The sequence below is a fragment of the Paenibacillus tritici genome (assembly GCF_018207515.1).
Classification (GTDB): Bacteria; Bacillota; Bacilli; order Paenibacillales; family Paenibacillaceae; genus Paenibacillus_AQ; species Paenibacillus_AQ tritici.
In genome coordinates, this window is the sequence record NZ_CP073365.1 from 75,078 (window position 1) to 93,880 (window position 18,803).

At 51.2% G+C, this 18,803-nt stretch carries 13 protein-coding genes, 1 tRNA gene and 3 rRNA genes; 15 read left to right on the forward strand and 2 right to left on the reverse strand.

The window, feature by feature from the left end; genetic code table 11:
• Positions 1–9: 9 nt before the first annotated feature.
• The 15 genes from dusB to KDC22_RS00435 all read left to right on the forward strand — a co-directional run bounded on the left by dusB (position 10) and on the right by KDC22_RS00435 (position 17,262).
• A complete protein-coding gene (gene dusB / locus KDC22_RS00365; RefSeq protein ID WP_211721728.1) occupies positions 10–1,026 on the forward strand; it encodes a tRNA dihydrouridine synthase DusB in 1,017 nt (338 codons plus the stop codon).
• 224 nt (positions 1,027–1,250) lie between these two features.
• Entirely contained in the window at positions 1,251–1,730 is a 480-nt protein-coding gene (greA, locus tag KDC22_RS00370; protein WP_173140761.1) for a transcription elongation factor GreA, read from the forward strand.
• A gap of 168 nt (positions 1,731–1,898) precedes the next feature.
• Positions 1,899–3,413, forward strand: coding sequence for a lysine--tRNA ligase (gene lysS, locus KDC22_RS00375; RefSeq protein WP_211721729.1), 1,515 nt, complete (start codon positions 1,899–1,901; stop codon positions 3,411–3,413).
• Between the two features lie 418 nt (positions 3,414–3,831).
• Positions 3,832–5,387 (forward strand): 16S ribosomal RNA (locus KDC22_RS00380).
• A gap of 336 nt (positions 5,388–5,723) precedes the next feature.
• Positions 5,724–8,650, forward strand: a 23S ribosomal RNA gene (locus tag KDC22_RS00385).
• Positions 8,651–8,777: 127 nt separating this feature from the next.
• Positions 8,778–8,894 (forward strand): 5S ribosomal RNA (gene rrf / locus KDC22_RS00390).
• Together the 16S, 23S and 5S rRNA genes form the textbook arrangement of a ribosomal RNA operon.
• A gap of 393 nt (positions 8,895–9,287) precedes the next feature.
• The gene (gene guaB / locus KDC22_RS00395) at positions 9,288–10,745 is read left to right on the forward strand and encodes an IMP dehydrogenase (RefSeq protein ID WP_173141048.1); all 1,458 of its coding nucleotides are present in this window, start codon (positions 9,288–9,290) and stop codon (positions 10,743–10,745) included.
• A 159-nt stretch (positions 10,746–10,904) separates the two neighbouring features.
• Positions 10,905–12,269: a D-alanyl-D-alanine carboxypeptidase family protein gene (locus KDC22_RS00400; RefSeq protein ID WP_173141129.1), complete on the forward strand. Its 1,365-nt coding sequence runs from the start codon at positions 10,905–10,907 to the stop codon at positions 12,267–12,269.
• Positions 12,270–12,387: 118 nt separating this feature from the next.
• On the forward strand, positions 12,388–13,269 hold the full coding sequence (pdxS, locus tag KDC22_RS00405; protein ID WP_173141050.1) for a pyridoxal 5'-phosphate synthase lyase subunit PdxS: 882 nt from the start codon (positions 12,388–12,390) through the stop codon (positions 13,267–13,269).
• 17 nt (positions 13,270–13,286) lie between these two features.
• A complete protein-coding gene (gene pdxT / locus KDC22_RS00410; protein ID WP_173141052.1) occupies positions 13,287–13,871 on the forward strand; it encodes a pyridoxal 5'-phosphate synthase glutaminase subunit PdxT in 585 nt (194 codons plus the stop codon).
• 90 nt (positions 13,872–13,961) lie between these two features.
• On the forward strand, positions 13,962–15,251 hold the full coding sequence (gene serS / locus KDC22_RS00415) for a serine--tRNA ligase (protein ID WP_211721730.1): 1,290 nt from the start codon (positions 13,962–13,964) through the stop codon (positions 15,249–15,251).
• A gap of 65 nt (positions 15,252–15,316) precedes the next feature.
• Positions 15,317–15,405: transfer RNA gene (locus KDC22_RS00420), tRNA-Ser, on the forward strand.
• 153 nt (positions 15,406–15,558) lie between these two features.
• Positions 15,559–15,900, forward strand: a complete 342-nt coding sequence (locus KDC22_RS00425) for a hypothetical protein (protein WP_211721731.1) — start codon at positions 15,559–15,561, stop codon at positions 15,898–15,900.
• An 11-nt stretch (positions 15,901–15,911) separates the two neighbouring features.
• Entirely contained in the window at positions 15,912–16,064 is a 153-nt protein-coding gene (locus KDC22_RS00430) for a small acid-soluble spore protein P (protein WP_173141058.1), read from the forward strand.
• A gap of 103 nt (positions 16,065–16,167) precedes the next feature.
• The gene (locus KDC22_RS00435) at positions 16,168–17,262 is read left to right on the forward strand and encodes a DUF6612 family protein (protein WP_173141060.1); all 1,095 of its coding nucleotides are present in this window, start codon (positions 16,168–16,170) and stop codon (positions 17,260–17,262) included.
• 101 nt (positions 17,263–17,363) lie between these two features.
• Here the strand turns inward: KDC22_RS00435 and KDC22_RS00440 are convergent, their stop codons facing one another.
• A complete protein-coding gene (locus KDC22_RS00440; RefSeq protein ID WP_173141062.1) occupies positions 17,364–17,939 on the reverse strand; it encodes a GNAT family N-acetyltransferase in 576 nt (191 codons plus the stop codon).
• A 36-nt stretch (positions 17,940–17,975) separates the two neighbouring features.
• Complete coding sequence (tadA, locus tag KDC22_RS00445; RefSeq protein ID WP_173141064.1) at positions 17,976–18,485, reverse strand: tRNA adenosine(34) deaminase TadA; 510 nt, start codon at positions 18,483–18,485, stop codon at positions 17,976–17,978.
• Positions 18,486–18,803: the final 318 nt, after the last annotated feature.

The window sequence follows — 18,803 nt, forward strand, 5'->3', positions numbered from 1 at the left end:
TGATGGGATATGCTGAAGATCGGTGATATTGAAATGAAAAATCAGGTTGTGCTGGCACCTATGGCCGGCGTCTGCAACCCAGCGTTTCGCCTGATTGCCAAGGAATTCGGGACCGGACTTGTCTGTGCGGAGATGGTCAGCGGCAAAGCTATTGTGCATGGCAATGCGCGTACCCGGGAGATGTTGTTTGTAGATGAGCGCGAGAAGCCGCTGAGTCTGCAGATTTTTGGCGGAGACCGGGAATCGCTGGTGGCTGCTGCCATCATTGTCGACAAAGAGACGAACGCCGATATCATCGACATCAATATGGGCTGTCCGGTGCCGAAGGTGACGAAATGTGATGCCGGGGCGCGCTGGCTGCTGAATCCGGACAAAATCTACGAGATGGTATCCGCTGTAGTGGATGCTGTCGATAAACCGGTAACCGTGAAGATGCGGATCGGCTGGGACAGCGAGCATATCTTCGTTGAAGAGAACGCTCGTGCGGTGGAACGGGCCGGAGGCCAGGCGGTCAGTGTACACGGGCGGACCCGTGAGCAGCTCTACACAGGGCGTGCCGACTGGAATTATATCCGCATGGCGAAGCAGGCGGTATCTATTCCGGTCATCGGCAACGGCGATGTGAATACACCGGAGGATGCGCGGGCCATGCTGGACCAGACCGGCTGCGACGGTGTGATGATCGGACGTGGAGCGCTGGGTAACCCTTGGATGCTGTACCGGACGATTCAATATTTGAGTACGGGTGAGCTGAAGCCTGAGCCAAGCGCCGAAGAGAAGATCAAGGTCGCTATTCTTCATATGGACCGTCTGATTGCTCTGAGGGGTGAAGCAGTGGCTGTCCGCGAGATGCGCAAGCACCTGGCCTGGTATTTGAAAGGCTTTAAGGCGGCGGCCCGTGTGAAGGACATTATTATGGAAGAAACGAAGCGTGATGAGATGGTGCGGATTTTGAATGATTTTGTCGGTCAGCTTAAGCAGGACGAGGAGCAGGAAGGCGCGGATAGTGCCCTTTTCGCCGTGTGATCCCCACAATCTGCTGGAAATAAGCCCCGTTCCTGTGTGCTTTATTGAGTATCGCTAAACATTATATGGGGCGTCATTGACATTTTGTAGCGGTTCCAATATAATTTCACAGTATAAAATCGCCGTTACAGCAGGAGCAATGGTGAAGGAGGGTTCTGATCCCTCCGGATTCGCATATAGTATGGTGTTTTCAATAAATGTATACGACAGGAGAATCGGTTGAGATGAGCGATAAAGAAGTCATCCTTACACCGGACGGACTTAAGCGTCTGGAAGAAGAACTGGAGACCCTCAAATCCGTTAAACGCCGCGAGGTAGCGGAACGTATCAAAGTAGCCATCGGCTATGGTGATATCAGTGAAAACTCGGAATATGAAGATGCGAAGAATGAACAGGCCTTCATTGAGGGACGGGTTCTTACTTTGGAGAAGATGCTCCGCAATGCGCGTATCATTAACAGTGATGAGATTGTGACAGATGTGGTCAGCATCGGAGTAACTGTGAACGTTGAAGATATGGAGTATGGCGACGTGATGGAGTACACCATTGTGGGTACTGCTGAATCCGATCCGCTCAATAATAAAATTTCCAATGAGAGCCCTGTAGGCAGAGCGATCATGGGCAAGAAGATTGGTACGATTGTGGATGTTAGTGTCCCTGCAGGCGTCATTCAATATAAAATTCTTGATATCAAAATGAAGTAAGATGGTTCCGAAAGCTTCCTTAGGGGAGCTTTTTTCAAAAGATATGAATGCCAGCCGTAAAATATGGGTGAACACATACAGCTTATATTTTGTACCGGAACGGACTGTCCTCAGGTTGGGCGGAGCCGTTTCTTCTTTTGTATACGTGAGTAAGAGAGGATGAAGAACATGACGGAAGAAATCAACAACATGGAAACTACAGAGAATGAATTAAGTGAATTGCTGCAGATCCGCCGGGGTAAGCTGGACGAGCTCCGTGCACTCGGGATCGACCCGTTCGGCAAGAAGTATGAGCGTACGGCTGCTGCCGGCGATCTTCTGGCCAAATATGACGGACAGACCAAAGAAGAGCTGGACGAGCTGGCGCTGGAAGTAAGTGTGGCCGGGCGTATTATGGCTAAACGGGTAATGGGCAAAGCAAGCTTCTCGCACATCCAGGACCTCAGCGGCAAAATCCAGATCTATGTGCGTCAGGACAGTATTCCTGAGTCCCAGTACGCAGCATTCACGATCCTCGACCTTGGCGATATCGTCGGTATCCGGGGAACCTTGTTCAAGACTAAGACCGGCGAGACCTCTATTAAAGTGGATAACCTTGAGGTGCTGTCCAAGTCCCTGCTTCCGCTTCCCGAGAAATATCATGGGCTGAAGGATGTGGAGCTCCGCTACCGTCAGCGTTATGTAGACCTGATTATTAACCCTGAGGTTCAGCAGACCTTCATTATGCGTTCGCGGATTATCCAGTCGATGCGCCGTTATCTGGACTCGCTGGGCTATCTTGAGGTAGAGACTCCTACACTGCACTCGATTGCAGGCGGAGCAGCAGCCCGTCCGTTTATTACCCACCACAATACACTGGACATGCAGCTCTATATGCGGATTGCCATCGAGCTGCACCTGAAGCGTCTGATTGTCGGCGGTTTGGAGAAGGTCTATGAGATCGGCCGCGTCTACCGTAACGAAGGCATCTCCACGCGCCATAATCCGGAATTCACGATGATTGAGCTGTATGAAGCGTATGCGGATTACAAGGACATTATGCATCTGACCGAGAGCCTGATCGCTCACATCGCCGGAGAGGTGCTTGGCTCCCAGGTGATTAATTATCAAGGGCAGGAAGTCGATCTGTCTCCGGGCTGGCGCCGCGTCACCATGGTGGACGCTGTCAAGGAAGTAACCGGAGTAGACTTCGGAGTTCATATGACGAATGAAGAAGCACAGGCATTGGCTAAGGAACACCGGGTACCGGTGGAGAAGCACATGACCTTCGGACATATTCTTAATGCGTTCTTCGAGCAGTTCGTGGAAGAGACCCTGATCCAGCCGACATTCGTAATGGGACATCCGGTAGAGATTTCACCGCTTGCCAAAAAGAACGAAGAGGACCCGCGCTTCACCGACCGGTTCGAGCTGTTTATTGTAGCCCGCGAGCATGCCAATGCTTTCAGTGAGCTGAATGATCCGATTGACCAGCGTCAGCGCTTCGAGGCCCAGATTCATGAGAAAGAGCAAGGCAATGATGAAGCCCATGAGATGGATGATGATTTCATCCGTGCGCTGGAGTATGGTATGCCGCCTACAGGGGGCCTTGGAATCGGCGTAGACCGTCTGATCATGCTGCTTACCAATTCCGCGTCTATCCGTGACGTATTGTTGTTCCCTCATATGCGTAATAAAGAGTAAGTTCAATTATGAATCCAGACCTTATATTCAAGGGAACTGCTCCGGCGGTTTCCTTGGCAGTCTGGTTGACATGTATAACAGGCTTGTTTCAAAATAATGCTTGCAATGAATATCTATTCATGATATATTCTATTTCTGGCCGCAAAACATCAACGCCGAGCTCGAACAAGAAGTTGAAAAAAAGAGCTTGCATTGATCGGTTGGATGTGATATATTATAAGAGTTGCTGGTGACGCGGTAAGCGGCGCTGACAACGAGCTTGATCTTTGAAAACTGAACAACGAGTGAGTATCGGAAATCACTTCGGTGAGATCCAAAAATGATGAATTTCACAGCGTCTTGACGCTTTAGAAATCTCATCGTGAGAATGTAAATTCTCGTCAGATGTTTCAAAATGAGCAATCGCTCTTTCTAATACTAATTGGAGAGTTTGATCCTGGCTCAGGACGAACGCTGGCGGCATGCCTAATACATGCAAGTCGAGCGGAGTTATGAAGGAGCTTGCTCCGGATTAACTTAGCGGCGGACGGGTGAGTAACACGTAGGCAACCTGCCCTCAAGACTGGGATAACTACCGGAAACGGTAGCTAATACCGGATAATTTCTTTCCTCTCCTGAAGAGAGAATGAAAGGCGGAGCAATCTGCCACTTGGGGATGGGCCTGCGGCGCATTAGCTAGTTGGTGAGGTAACGGCTCACCAAGGCGACGATGCGTAGCCGACCTGAGAGGGTGAACGGCCACACTGGGACTGAGACACGGCCCAGACTCCTACGGGAGGCAGCAGTAGGGAATCTTCCGCAATGGGCGCAAGCCTGACGGAGCAATGCCGCGTGAGTGATGAAGGTTTTCGGATCGTAAAGCTCTGTTGCCAGGGAAGAACGTCCGGTAGAGTAACTGCTGCCGGAGTGACGGTACCTGAGAAGAAAGCCCCGGCTAACTACGTGCCAGCAGCCGCGGTAATACGTAGGGGGCAAGCGTTGTCCGGAATTATTGGGCGTAAAGCGCGCGCAGGCGGTTATTTAAGTCTGGTGTTTAAACCTTGGGCTCAACCTGAGGTCGCACTGGAAACTGGGTAACTTGAGTACAGAAGAGGAAAGTGGAATTCCACGTGTAGCGGTGAAATGCGTAGATATGTGGAGGAACACCAGTGGCGAAGGCGACTTTCTGGGCTGTAACTGACGCTGAGGCGCGAAAGCGTGGGGAGCAAACAGGATTAGATACCCTGGTAGTCCACGCCGTAAACGATGAGTGCTAGGTGTTAGGGGTTTCGATACCCTTGGTGCCGAAGTTAACACAGTAAGCACTCCGCCTGGGGAGTACGGTCGCAAGACTGAAACTCAAAGGAATTGACGGGGACCCGCACAAGCAGTGGAGTATGTGGTTTAATTCGAAGCAACGCGAAGAACCTTACCAGGTCTTGACATCCCGATGAAAGCATTAGAGATAGTGCCCCTCTTCGGAGCATCGGAGACAGGTGGTGCATGGTTGTCGTCAGCTCGTGTCGTGAGATGTTGGGTTAAGTCCCGCAACGAGCGCAACCCTTGACTTTAGTTGCCAGCAGGTGAAGCTGGGCACTCTAGAGTGACTGCCGGTGACAAACCGGAGGAAGGTGGGGATGACGTCAAATCATCATGCCCCTTATGACCTGGGCTACACACGTACTACAATGGCCGGTACAACGGGAAGCGAAACCGCGAGGTGGAGCCAATCCCAGCAAAGCCGGTCTCAGTTCGGATTGCAGGCTGCAACTCGCCTGCATGAAGTCGGAATTGCTAGTAATCGCGGATCAGCATGCCGCGGTGAATACGTTCCCGGGTCTTGTACACACCGCCCGTCACACCACGAGAGTTTACAACACCCGAAGTCGGTGGGGTAACCCGCAAGGGAGCCAGCCGCCGAAGGTGGGGTAGATGATTGGGGTGAAGTCGTAACAAGGTAGCCGTATCGGAAGGTGCGGCTGGATCACCTCCTTTCTATGGAGAATCGTTTCCTGCAATGGAGACATTCAAATCGGAAGCTAAGCTTCCACAAGTGAACCCTTGGGTTCGAACACTCACTCGTTGGTCAGTTTTGAGAGTTGAAGCTCTCATCTTTACCTTGATCCTTGAAAACTGGATACCGAAACGAATTTGCGTTTTAGAACATTCCTTTAAGCTGAACTTGTGTAAACAAGTTTCAATATTATAGTGATGCTAAGCGAAGATTTTGGATGATGAAGCGACCTTTGGCTTTGAATGTGTTGGTGAATGGAGCAATCCATGAACAGCATTCAAAACAAGATGAGCAAATCAGCCAAACATCGGAGCGTTGGTTAAGCTAATAAGAGCACACGGAGGATGCCTAGGCGCCAGGAGCCGACGAAGGACGTGGCGAACAACGAAACTGCCTCGGGGAGCTGTAAGCAAGCTTTGATCCGGGGGTGTCCGAATGGGGAAACCCAGCTGTGGTAATTCGCAGTTACTCATTTCTGAATACATAGGAAATGCAGAGGCAGACCAGGGGAACTGAAACATCTAAGTACCCTGAGGAAGAGAAAACAATAGTGATTCCGTCAGTAGCGGCGAGCGAACGCGGAACAGCCTAAACCAAGGGGCTTGCCCCTTGGGGTTGTGGGACGTCTCACATGGAGTTACAAAGGAATATGGTAGGCGAAGAGGTCTGGAAAGGCCCGCGATAGAGGTAAAAGCCCTGTAGCCGAAATGGTGTTCTCTCCGAGACGGATCCCGAGTAGTGCGGGGCACGTGAAACCCCGTATGAATCCAGCAGGACCATCTGCTAAGGCTAAATACTACCTGGCGACCGATAGTGAAACAGTACCGTGAGGGAAAGGTGAAAAGCACCCCGGAAGGGGAGTGAAATAGAACCTGAAACCGTGTGCTTACAAAAAGTCAGAGCCCTTTTTATGGGTGATGGCGTGCCTTTTGTAGAATGAACCGGCGAGTTACGTTTAACATGCAAGGTTAAGGTGAGAAGCCGGAGCCGCAGCGAAAGCGAGTCTGAATAGGGCGATTGAGTATGTGGACGTAGACCCGAAACCGTGTGATCTACCCCTGTCCAGGGTGAAGGTGCGGTAACACGCACTGGAGGCCCGAACCCACGCATGTTGAAAAATGCGGGGATGAGGTGGGGGTAGCGGAGAAATTCCAATCGAACTCGGAGATAGCTGGTTCTCCCCGAAATAGCTTTAGGGCTAGCCTCGGTGAATGGAGTGGTGGAGGTAGAGCACTGATTGGGTGCGGGGCCCGCAAGGGTTACCAAGCTCAGTCAAACTCCGAATGCCATTTACTTCTTGCCGGGAGTCAGACAGTGAGTGCTAAGATCCATTGTCAAAAGGGAAACAGCCCAGACCATCAGCTAAGGTCCCCAAGTGTGTGTTAAGTGGGAAAGGATGTGGAGTTGCACAGACAACCAGGATGTTGGCTTAGAAGCAGCCACCATTGAAAGAGTGCGTAATAGCTCACTGGTCGAGTGACTCTGCGCCGAAAATGTAACGGGGCTAAACACACCACCGAAGCTATGGCTAGATGCTTTGCATCTGGGGTAGGGGAGCGTTGTGTAGGGGTTGAAGGTGTACCGTAAGGAGCGCTGGACACTACACAAGTGAGAATGCCGGTATGAGTAACGAAAAGATCAGTGAGAATCTGATCCGCCGAAAGCCCAAGGTTTCCTGAGGAAGGCTCGTCCGCTCAGGGTAAGTCGGGACCTAAGGCGAGGCCGACAGGCGTAGTCGAAGGACAACAGTTTGAAATTACTGTACCACCGTAATCCGCTATGAGCGATGGGGTGACGCAGGAGGGTAGTGACGCGGACTGATGGATGTCCGTCTAAGCAGTGAGGCTGATGTGTAGGCAAATCCGCACATTACTAAGGCTGGGCTGTGATGGGGAGCGAAAATTATAGTAGCGAAGGTCATGATCTCACACTGCCAAGAAAAGCCTCTAGCCAGGAGAAGGTGCCCGTACCGCAAACCGACACAGGTAGGCGAGAAGAGAATTCTAAGGCGCGCGGAAGAACTCTCGTTAAGGAACTCGGCAAAATGACCTCGTAACTTCGGGAGAAGAGGTGCCTCGGTAGGGTGAATAGCCCGAGGGGGCCGCAGTGAAAAGGCCCAAGCGACTGTTTAGCAAAAACACAGGTCTGTGCGAAGCCGTAAGGCGAAGTATACGGGCTGACGCCTGCCCGGTGCTGGAAGGTTAAGGGGAGTGGTTAGGGGCAACCCGAAGCTGTGAACCGAAGCCCCAGTAAACGGCGGCCGTAACTATAACGGTCCTAAGGTAGCGAAATTCCTTGTCAGGTAAATTCTGACCCGCACGAATGGCGTAACGACTTGGGCGCTGTCTCAACGAGAGATCCGGTGAAATTTTAATACCTGTGAAGATGCAGGTTACCCGCGACAAGACGGAAAGACCCCATGGAGCTTTACTGCAGCTTGATATTGAATTTGGGTACGATCTGTACAGGATAGGTGGGAGCCGGTGAGGCAGGAGCGCAAGCTTCTGCGGAGGCGCCGTTGGGATACCACCCTGATCGTATCTAGGTTCTAACCTGGTGCCCTCATCGGGTACGGGGACCGTGTCAGGCGGGCAGTTTGACTGGGGCGGTCGCCTCCTAAAGAGTAACGGAGGCGTTCAAAGGTTCCCTCAGAATGGTTGGAAATCATTCGCAGAGTGCAAAGGCATAAGGGAGCTTGACTGCGAGACCTACAAGTCGAGCAGGGACGAAAGTCGGACTTAGTGATCCGGTGGTACCGCATGGAAGGGCCATCGCTCAACGGATAAAAGCTACCCTGGGGATAACAGGCTTATCTCCCCCAAGAGTCCACATCGACGGGGAGGTTTGGCACCTCGATGTCGGCTCATCGCATCCTGGGGCTGAAGTAGGTCCCAAGGGTTGGGCTGTTCGCCCATTAAAGCGGTACGCGAGCTGGGTTCAGAACGTCGTGAGACAGTTCGGTCCCTATCTGTCGTGGGCGCAGGAAATTTGAGAGGAGCTGTCCTTAGTACGAGAGGACCGGGATGGACGTACCGCTGGTGCATCAGTTGTTCCGCCAGGAGCATGGCTGAGTAGCTACGTACGGACGGGATAAGCGCTGAAAGCATCTAAGCGTGAAGCCCCCCTCAAGATGAGATTTCCCAATTAGTAAGACCCCTTGAAGACGACGAGGTAGATAGGTTGGAGGTGGAAGTGCAGCAATGCATGGAGCTGACCAATACTAATCGGTCGAGGGCTTATCCAAATACACTAACACACAAATTCGTTTCGGATTCAGTTTTCAGGCGATCAAGCCTGTACGCCATGAAATTCATTCACACATCTGTGATAAACCGAATTTCAAGCGGCAGCGTCTGTTTCACAGACGCATGTTTGGTGGCGATAGCGGAGGGGTTCCACGCGTACCCATCCCGAACACGACCGTTAAGCCCTCCAGCGCCGATGGTACTTGGACCGAAGGGTCCTGGGAGAGTAGGACGTTGCCAAGCGCATCAAGCCATTGTTGAGTCATCGACAATGGCTTTTTTGTGTACTCTTTTGCACAAATAAGATATTAGTGCTTGAAGTGTTAGTAAATGGAATTTGCAGGGGGATTGTCCACCGTACACGGACTTTAGTCCAAGAATTCGCTTACCGGGGGCTAGATCGCTGAATCCCTTCATAGAGCAGTGTAATATTCTTGACAGGCCAAATGCCCTTTGCTAAGATAGCTCTAATATATTTTTGGACAAGCATCTCAAACCTTAACAGAAGACACTATTTATGTATAACTCCCAGGTCTTTACCGCTGTCTTTCGGGTATGGACTTGATGCCGGAGTTTCTTTATTCATAAGTTGGCGGGCGGGTAGAGAAAAGAATATTTTGAGGAGGAATGACCCAGGTGTGGGAAGATAAGTTTGGTAAAGAGGGATTCACTTTTGATGATGTGCTGCTGGTTCCGCGTAAATCCGAGGTACTGCCCAAGGAAGTGGATCTGACCACTGTACTTAGCAAGAATGTGAAGCTGAACATCCCTTTGATGAGTGCAGGTATGGACACAGTCACGGAAGCTGCTATGGCGATTGCGATTGCCCGTGAGGGCGGGATCGGCATTATTCATAAGAATATGCCCGTAGAGCAGCAGGCGGAAGAGGTGGACCGTGTGAAGCGCTCCGAGAGCGGGGTTATTACCAATCCATTCTCACTTACGCCAGACCACTGGGTATCCGATGCAGAAGTTCTGATGGGCAAATACCGCATTTCCGGTGTGCCGATCGTAGATGAAGGCGGTAAGCTGGTAGGGATTTTGACGAACCGCGATCTGCGTTTCATCCACAATTTCAATATCCAGATCAAAGATGTAATGACGCATGAGAATCTGGTTACTGCTGCTGTAGGAACGACTCTTCAGGAAGCGAAGGGCATTCTTCAGCGCCACAAGATTGAGAAGCTGCCGCTGGTAGACGATCATAATATCCTCAAAGGCCTCATTACCATTAAAGATATAGAGAAAGCCATCCAGTTCCCTAACGGCGCCAAGGATGCTCAAGGACGTCTGCTGGTTGGAGCGGCGATCGGTATCTCCAAGGATACTTTTGAACGTACAGAAGCGTTGGTAAAAGCCGGTGTGGACCTTATCACGGTGGACTCTGCACACGGGCACCATATCAATATTATTGATGCTGTCCGCAAGCTGCGCGAATTGTACCCGGATCTTACCATTGTGGCCGGTAATGTGGCTACTGGTGAAGCTACCCGCGAATTGATTGAAGCCGGAGCTTCCGTAATCAAGGTTGGTATTGGTCCTGGCTCGATCTGTACAACCCGTGTTATTGCCGGGATCGGCGTTCCACAGGTGACAGCCATCTACGATTGTGCGACAGTCGCACGTGAATACGGTATTCCAGTTATTGCGGACGGAGGAATTAAGTACTCCGGTGAGATTACCAAGGCTATTGCCGCTGGTGCCTCGGCAGTTATGATGGGCAGCCTGTTTGCCGGTACGGATGAGAGCCCCGGAGAGTCGGAAATCTATCAGGGCCGTAAATACAAAGTATACAGAGGCATGGGCAGCATGAGCGCGATGAAGCAGGGAAGCAAAGACCGTTACTTCCAGGATGATGACAAGAAGCTCGTTCCTGAGGGGATTGAGGGGCGTGTTGCTTTTAAAGGACTCTTGTCGGATACTGTGCATCAGCTGATCGGCGGTTTGCGTTCCGGGATGGGATACTGCGGCACGAAGACCTTAGAAGAACTGCGCAATGATACCTCATTTATCCGTATTACCGGTGCGGGACTGCGTGAGAGCCATCCGCATGATGTGCAGATCACCAAAGAAGCGCCGAACTATTCTCTGTAAGCTGGATAGAATCGTTTATTTTGCGGACAGACGGGACGAATTCGTCCTGTCTGTCTTTTTTTGCAGATACCCCTGTGTTAGAATAGAACAAGCACTGATCTGAGGATTAAAGGAGAGTCGTAATCATTGAAGTACAAGCGAAAACTAAGCGGTAAACAAATGGTGATCAAGACAGCGACAGTAGGTCTGCTTTTAAATATGTTAGCATTTCCAGCGGCTTCTGCGATGGCAGAGGCGGTAAATAAACCGGCAACCACTGAGGCCGGGACTAAAGCGCCAGCGAAGACTCCCGCCAAAACGGAAGTAGCCAAGATTCCAACCGTAGATTCACTAGGACTGAAGTTGAAATCCGCAGTATTGATAGAGCCGACTACGGGGGAAATCCTATTATCTTTGAATGCGGACGAGCCCTTGCCTCCGGCAAGTATGACGAAGATGATGACGGAATACCTTGTGTCCGATGCAGTGAAGAACGGAAAGATCTCCTGGGATCAGAAGGTTGTTATTCAGGAGAATGCGTCGAAGCAGATCGGATCGCGGATCTTCCTGGCCGCAGGCGATGAACATACAGTTAAAGAACTCTACATAGCCATGGCCGTTGGCTCAGCCAATGACGCTACAGTAGCTTTGGCGGAGCTGGTCGCAGGTTCTGAGCAGGAATTCGTCACCATGATGAACGAAACTGCGAAGAAAATGGGAATGAAGACTGCTCATTTCATCAACTCCACAGGTCTTGACCGTGCGGATATGCCGGAGAAATTCCGCCCGGAAGCCGAAGGCGAGACCTTAATGTCTGCTATGGATGCAGCTCTGCTCGCTAAGTTCATTGTAACCGACCACCCGGATTTCACGGAGTTCACAACGATTCAGTCTTATAAATTCCGTGAACGTGACTCGAAGCCGATGGTTAACTATAACTGGATGCTGGAAGCGAACAAGAATATCCCTAACTTCAAGGCTTACGCTTACCCGGGTCTTGACGGGTTGAAGACCGGTCATACCTCCAGCGCCGGGAACTGCTTCACGGGGACGGCGGTACGGGACGGCATGCGTCTGATCAGCGTTGTGATGGGCGCCAACTCGGAAGCACACCGCTTCACCGAGACGAAGAAGGTGCTTGATTTCGGGTTCAACAACTTCGAGATTAAGCAGGTAGTTGCACCTAAGGCAGTGATTGAGGGAACGGAAACCGTGCCTGTGCTGAAGGGCAAGAACAAAGAAGTGCCCGTGGTTACCGATGCCGGAGTAACGTTCATGGTACCGAAGGGTACAGTATCGCCGAAGATCAAAACTACAGTGGTAACGAATGATCCGGCTACTCTGGTCGCTCCGATTGCTGGAGCCAGCAAAGTAGGTAAGGTCACTTACACGTACCAGATCGAGGGAATGTCTCAGGCCCAAGAGAAGACGGTTAATCTGATTACCGCCGAGGAAGCAGAGAAGGCGGGCTGGTTCAAGCTGCTGCTGAGAGCAATCGGGAATTTTTTCGGCGACTTGTTTAAAGGAATTAAGAACTTGTTCTAACCGATTTGGAGGCCAGGACTGCTTGAGCGGCAAAATCCCAGTAAATAGGTTGTATATATTACCGCCTTGCGGTAGAATTACATGTTAGATTAGGACAGATCTTTCGGGAGGCTAAGATATGGAAACAGGAACTTCGCGAGTCAAAAGAGGTATGGCAGAAATGCAAAAAGGCGGCGTCATTATGGACGTCATGAATGCGGAGCAGGCAAAAATTGCCGAGGCCGCAGGCGCAGTAGCCGTTATGGCCCTGGAGCGTGTACCTTCCGATATCCGCGCAGCAGGCGGTGTAGCACGTATGGCTGATCCTACTATTGTAGAAGAGGTTATCAAGGTAGTGAGCATTCCTGTGATGGCTAAAGCCCGCATTGGCCACTATGTGGAAGCCAAGGTACTGGAATCCCTGGGTGTGGATTACCTCGATGAGAGCGAAGTTCTTACTCCTGCCGATGAAGTGTTCCATATCAACAAACGTGAATTCACAGTTCCTTTCGTATGCGGAGCCAAAGACCTTGGAGAAGCTCTGCGCCGGATTAACGAAGGAGCCTCCATGATCCGTACCAAGGGCGAGCCGGGAACGGGTAACATCGTCGAAGCCGTCCGCCATATGCGCCACATTAACAGCCAGATCCGCAAGGTGACAGGCCTCTCGCTGGATGAGCTATATAATGAAGCTAAGACGCTGGGTGTTCCGTATGAGCTGCTGCTGGAAGTTCATCAGCTTGGCAAATTGCCTGTCGTTAACTTCGCTGCTGGTGGTGTAGCTACGCCTGCGGATGCCGCGCTTATGATGCACCTGGGTGCTGACGGCGTGTTTGTCGGCTCGGGTATTTTTAAATCGGACAATCCTGAGAAGTTCGCCCGTGCCATCGTAGAAGCGACCACCCACTTTACCGATTATAAGCTGATCGCTGAAGTGTCCAAGAATCTGGGCGCTCCGATGAAGGGGATTGATATCGCCACGCTGACCCCGGCTGAACGTATGTCGGAACGCGGCCGTTAATAGAGAGAAGGCTTCGGATGAGAATTGGAGTGTTGGCGCTTCAGGGCGCTGTAACCGAGCATATTGTCAGTATAGAGAAGACCGGCGCGCAGGGCATGCCTATTAAGCGTATAGAGGAGCTTAACGAGGTAGAGGGCCTGATCATTCCCGGCGGCGAGAGTACCACCATCGGCAAGCTGATGCGCAAATACGGCTTCATAGAAGCTATCCGCGAGTTTGCGGGGCAGGGCAAGCCGGTTTTTGGCACCTGCGCCGGTATGATTGTCCTTGCGAAGCAGATTGCCGGAGGGGAACCCGGTCATCTGGAGCTGATGGATATTACCGTGGCCAGGAATGCCTTTGGCCGCCAGCGGGAAAGCTTTGAATGTGACCTGGAGGTTAAAGGGATCGCTGAACCGGTGCGGGCGGTATTCATCCGCGCTCCGCTCATTCAGGGAGTGGGCCCGGACGTAGAGGTCCTTACCCTCTATAACGATGAGATTGTAACGGCACGCCAGGGCAATCTGCTGGTCTGCTCGTTTCACCCGGAACTGACTGATGATTACAGGCTGCATCAATATTTTGCCGATATGGTAGAGGACAGTATGGCAGCCGATCTATAGAACTGCATATAAGGACATCTTGACTCTTTCAAAGCTGCAAACAAAACAGCATTTTGAAAGAGTTTGGGCTGTTTTCAGGAGGGAAACTTTGTGTTAGATGTTAAAGTATTGCGCAGTGATTATGCCAGAGTAGAAGAAGCGCTGAATAAAAGAGGGAAGTCGCTCGATCTGATTGCCGGCTTCCCGCAGCTTGATCTGCGCCGCCGTGAGCTGCTTCAGGAGACTGAAGGACTCAAAAACCGCCGGAATACCGTATCCGGAGAGGTAGCGAAGAAGAAGAAGAATGGAGAACCGGCTGATGATTTGATCGCAGAGATGCGTACGGTATCTAACCGGATCAAAGAATTGGATGATGAGGTACGTGAGCTTGAGGTCAAGATTGACGAGCTGACGATGAGCATCCCGAACATCCCGCACGAATCGGTGCCGGTTGGCAAGTCCGAGGACGACAATGTTGAAGTTCGCCGCTGGTCGGAGCCCAAGGAGCTTGGATTCACTCCGAAATCACATTGGGAGCTGGCGCAGCAGCTGGATATCATTGATTTTGAAGCGGCAGCGAAGGTTACAGGTTCCCGGTTTGCCTTCTATAAAGGACTGGGTGCTAGACTGGAGCGTGCCCTGATCAATTTCATGATGGACCTGCACAGTGGTGAGCATAACTATGAAGAGATGCTGCCGCCTTACATTGTCAATAAGGACAGCCTGTATGGAACCGGACAGCTGCCGAAGTTCGAAGAGGATCTGTTCAAGCTGCGGGATACAGAGTATTATCTGATTCCTACGGCGGAGGTGCCTGTTACGAACTATTACCGCGAAGAGATTCTGACGGCCGGTGATCTGCCGAAGTATCATGTAGCCTACAGCTCTTGCTTCCGTTCAGAGGCCGGATCTGCGGGACGCGACACCCGGGGTCTGATCCGTCAGCATCAGTTCAACAAGGTGGAGCTTGTGAAGCTTGCCAGCCCGGATACCTCTTATGATGAGCTGGAGAAGATGACTGCCGACGCTGAACGCGTCCTGCAGCTTCTAGGGCTGCCGTACCGCGTCCTGCTGCTCTGTACGGCGGATATGGGCTTCACCTCTGCCAAGACGTATGACCTTGAGGTGTGGCTGCCTGAGAGCGGAATGTACCGCGAGATCTCCTCATGCTCCAATACCGAGGACTTCCAGGCGCGCCGGGCTAATATCCGTTACCGGAAGGAGCCCAAGGCCAAGCCGGAATTCGTGCATACGCTGAATGGCTCTGCGCTGGCTGTAGGACGTACAGTAGCAGCTATTCTGGAGAACTACCAGCAGGCGGACGGCAGTGTGCTGATTCCGGAATGCCTGCAGCCGTATATGCGTAATGTGAAATCTATTCATCCAAAAACTGCTCAATAATTATAGTTGCATATTATTTGTGGGGCGTGGTATAATTCCTAATGCATGTGAAATTTTGATGCATTGGAGAGGTACCGAAGCGGTCATAACGGGGCGGTCTTGAAAACCGTTAGGGTGCAAGCCCACATGGGTTCGAATCCCATCCTCTCCGCCATTCCTTAACATTCAAATTGTGCAGATAGAAGCCGTCCCCATGGGGGACGGTTTTTTTGTTATACCGGGGCCTCTTTTTAATGGAAGGCATTCCAGCGGGAATAAAAAGTCTGCTTTCTCCGCAATGTATTAGAGAAGGAGGCTGATCATAAAGATGGACCGACAATTGCAAGTAGACCAGCAAAGTCTGGTGTCTGCCTGGCAGGAGCGCCTGCCGTCACTGATGGAGAACGGCGACAGCTTCAGCGTACAAGGGGATGCTGCTAACCAGAACAGTCTGCTCATTCATTTCAATGCAGCAGGACGGCAGGGGTATTCGCTGGATTTCCGCTGCACCTATGTGGATAGCCGCGAGGTGGCCGTGGATCTGCTTGATGCCGAGCAGGCCGGGGTACATGCGGACGAGCATGTGGATGCTGTACAGCTTCTGGCACAGCAGTATACGAGACAAATTCATGAATGCGCGCAAGCCCTTCAGGGCTTGACCAATCCATAGGAGGCTAACCAATGAGCAAACCCAAGAGCATGGCTGTACCCGGTGTACAGCAGGACAACCAGGGACCCCGTAAGGAGCATCATTCTTCAGGTCCTGCGCCGTTATCCGGGTCTAAAAAGGTGAAGCAGGCGAACCATGTGGACCATAATAATCCGCAGGGTTAAACACATTTAAAATGAAAATGAAGAGAAATGTTTCTCATAATTGCCAAATGGTTTATCATTAGGGAGGGGAAAGAAACTTTTTACATGGGAGAGGAGAAAAATAATGAACAAAAAATGGGGGTTATCCGCTGCTGCACTGCTGCTTACGGCTGCAGTAATTCTGCCGGGTTGTGCAAAGAAGGAGGAGCCGAAGGAGGCTTTGACTTCAGCCGCAGCCAAAGCTACAGCCATGAAATCTTACGAAATGAAGAGTAAGGTGGTCATTAACGATCTGACGATAGACACCGGTACTAATGAGGCTGACGCTTCGACGGGTCAGATTCTAAGCATGCTTAAGAATGCAGAGCTTACGATTGATGGAGTCTATCAGGCTGAGCCGATGCAGACAGAGCTTACAACGGTTCTGAATCTGAAGGGGGATATGGCGATGTCCTTCACGGTTCCAATGGTTATGTCCGGACAGAAGCTGTACGTCAAAGTCCCTTCGATTCCGTTCCTGCCGATTCCTGAGACGATTGTCAATAAATTCGTAGAGGTGGATCTGAAGAAGCTGGCCGAAGAGCAGGGAACAGAATTCAATCCTGCGCAGATGGATGCACAGAAAGTGCAGAAGCTGTCGAATGAAGTGATGAACACACTGCTGGGCGAGTATGATGAAGCGAAATACTTCAACAATATCAAACCTAAGGATGCTGGCCTGCCTGAAGGCGTAGATGCCAAGCAGGTAGTTCAGTTCCAGGTAACCAATGATAATGTCAAAGAGGCGCTTACGATCCTCGTGAACAACGCATTGCCTAAGATCATGGATATTCTGAGTAAGGATGAATATAAAGATCTGCTGCAGGTTGATCCTGCTGATCTGGCCAAAGCCAAGGAAGAGCTGCAATCCAGCGAGGCACGTGCCGAGTTTGATAAGAGCCTGGCCGATCTGAATAAGTATCTTACCATTAACCAGTTCCACCTGAACACTGCGGTTAATAAAGATGACTATCCGGTATACCAGGATATGCTCATGGATATCAAGGTTAATGATCCTGAGAAGGGTGAGAACGTCACCTTATCCATGAATGCAAGCAACCAGTACAGCAAGATCAATGAGAAGCAGACCTTCAAGATTGGCATTCCGCAAGGCGATGATGTCATTACTCTGGAAGAGCTGCAGCAGCAATTCGGAGGCATGGGTACAAGTACTTATTAATCCAATAGTGCAGTATACAAAAATCCCGTATGAGCGACATCCGCTGATACGGGATTTTTACTTTTCCTCAGCTGGTGGTGGCGGCAAGGCGGAACTAGCCGTTACTGGGACTTCTGCTCCTGTGGAAGAAAATCCTCTGCCAGAATGGCGTAGGTGCGATGGTCCTGCCATTCTCCGTTGATTTTGATAAAGCGGCGGGCCAGTCCTTCCGCCTGAAAGCCGTTCTTCTCCAGCACTCTGCGCGAGCCGGTATTATGAGGCAGGATGGCCGCCTGCACCCGGTGGAGTCCCAGGGAACGGAAGGCATATCCAAGAATCAGCTGCACCGCTGCGCTGGTATATCCCTTGCCCTGCCTCTCATGATCAATGAAATAGCCGATATCGGCAAATTGTCCAACTCCCCGTACCACATTGGAAATCGTAATCTGTCCGATCAGCTCGCCGCTTAGCAGGTAGATCCCGAACATATACGCGCTGTCCTGCTGTGCATCCAGGATACGCTGATTAATCAGCTGTCGCTGGCTCTCCAGCGTGAAGTAATCATGATCCCGGAGAGGCTCATACTGCTGATGCTCCTTCCGGTTGCGCAGACGGAGGTCAAGCAGCGCTTCGGCATCCGTAAGCTTCAGCAGAGAGAGGTAGATTCCCTGAGGGGTATTATACAGTTTAAATGACATTAGGCATCCTCCTTGGGAAATAGTATGTTGGGTGGTTCAAAGTTTAGCCGGTCTCTGACGCAGCTTGCGGAAGAAGGAGGTCAGCAGCTCCGCGCATTCTTCCTGCAGCACGCCCTGGATGACCTCTGTGCGGTGGTTAAAGCGCGTTTCCTCCAGCAGGTTCATCAAGGTGCCTGCACAGCCGGCCTTGGGATCGGGCGTGCCGTACACCGTAAGCGGCACTCTGGCCTGCACCATGGCCCCTGCGCACATGGGACAGGGCTCCAGGGTCACGTAGAGCCGGCAATCGAGCAGGCGCCATGAACCCAGCGCTGTACTGGCTTCGCGGATCGCCACCATCTCCGCATGGGCAGTGGAATCGAGCGTGGTCTCACGCAGATTGTATCCGCGGCCAATAATGTGATCCTTGTGGACGACCACAGCGCCAATCGGTACTTCGCCCAAGGCTTCGGCCTTACGGGCTTCTCCTATCGCTTCTGTCATCCAATATTCATGAATGGCCCGTTCCTCTGCAGACAACTCTTCAAGCCGGATATTCAAATTCATCTTCCCTTCTATTAAGGCCCCTTGTACAACGAACAAATATTCGTTCTTAACAAATTGTGTACAACTCTGTGGATAACAGCCGATTTATACACAATTTTGTACACACCGTAATTTAGCAAAATGTTTATATGTGCATAACCTGTGGATGGTTTCCTACTTATTGTAGAGAAACTGTCTCTATAATTCAATATCTGCCAGTGTTTAGCTGCTGGGAAATGTCTTTTCAAATGGAAGGGCAAAAGGTATGATAATTAGGAATGCCCCGCTAGGATTTACCAGCGGATAAGAGGTGAACAATACGGTTGTCCATAAAAACGA

Bases quoted from the DNA above. Each gene is read 5' to 3' on its own strand.
- pdxT (WP_173141052.1), top strand. From the start codon at position 13,287: ATGAGAATTGGAGTGTTGGCGCTTCAGGGCGCTGTAACCGAGCATATT.
- KDC22_RS00425 (WP_211721731.1), top strand. From the start codon at position 15,559: ATGGACCGACAATTGCAAGTAGACCAGCAAAGTCTGGTGTCTGCCTGG.
- pdxS (WP_173141050.1), top strand. From the start codon at position 12,388: ATGGAAACAGGAACTTCGCGAGTCAAAAGAGGTATGGCAGAAATGCAA.
- tadA (WP_173141064.1), bottom strand. From the start codon at position 18,485: ATGAATTTGAATATCCGGCTTGAAGAGTTGTCTGCAGAGGAACGGGCC.
- KDC22_RS00400 (WP_173141129.1), top strand. From the start codon at position 10,905: ATGGTGATCAAGACAGCGACAGTAGGTCTGCTTTTAAATATGTTAGCA.
- KDC22_RS00430 (WP_173141058.1), top strand. From the start codon at position 15,912: ATGAGCAAACCCAAGAGCATGGCTGTACCCGGTGTACAGCAGGACAAC.
- KDC22_RS00435 (WP_173141060.1), top strand. From the start codon at position 16,168: ATGAACAAAAAATGGGGGTTATCCGCTGCTGCACTGCTGCTTACGGCT.
- greA (WP_173140761.1), top strand. From the start codon at position 1,251: ATGAGCGATAAAGAAGTCATCCTTACACCGGACGGACTTAAGCGTCTG.
- dusB (WP_211721728.1), top strand. From the start codon at position 10: ATGCTGAAGATCGGTGATATTGAAATGAAAAATCAGGTTGTGCTGGCA.
- lysS (WP_211721729.1), top strand. From the start codon at position 1,899: ATGACGGAAGAAATCAACAACATGGAAACTACAGAGAATGAATTAAGT.
- KDC22_RS00440 (WP_173141062.1), bottom strand. From the start codon at position 17,939: ATGTCATTTAAACTGTATAATACCCCTCAGGGAATCTACCTCTCTCTG.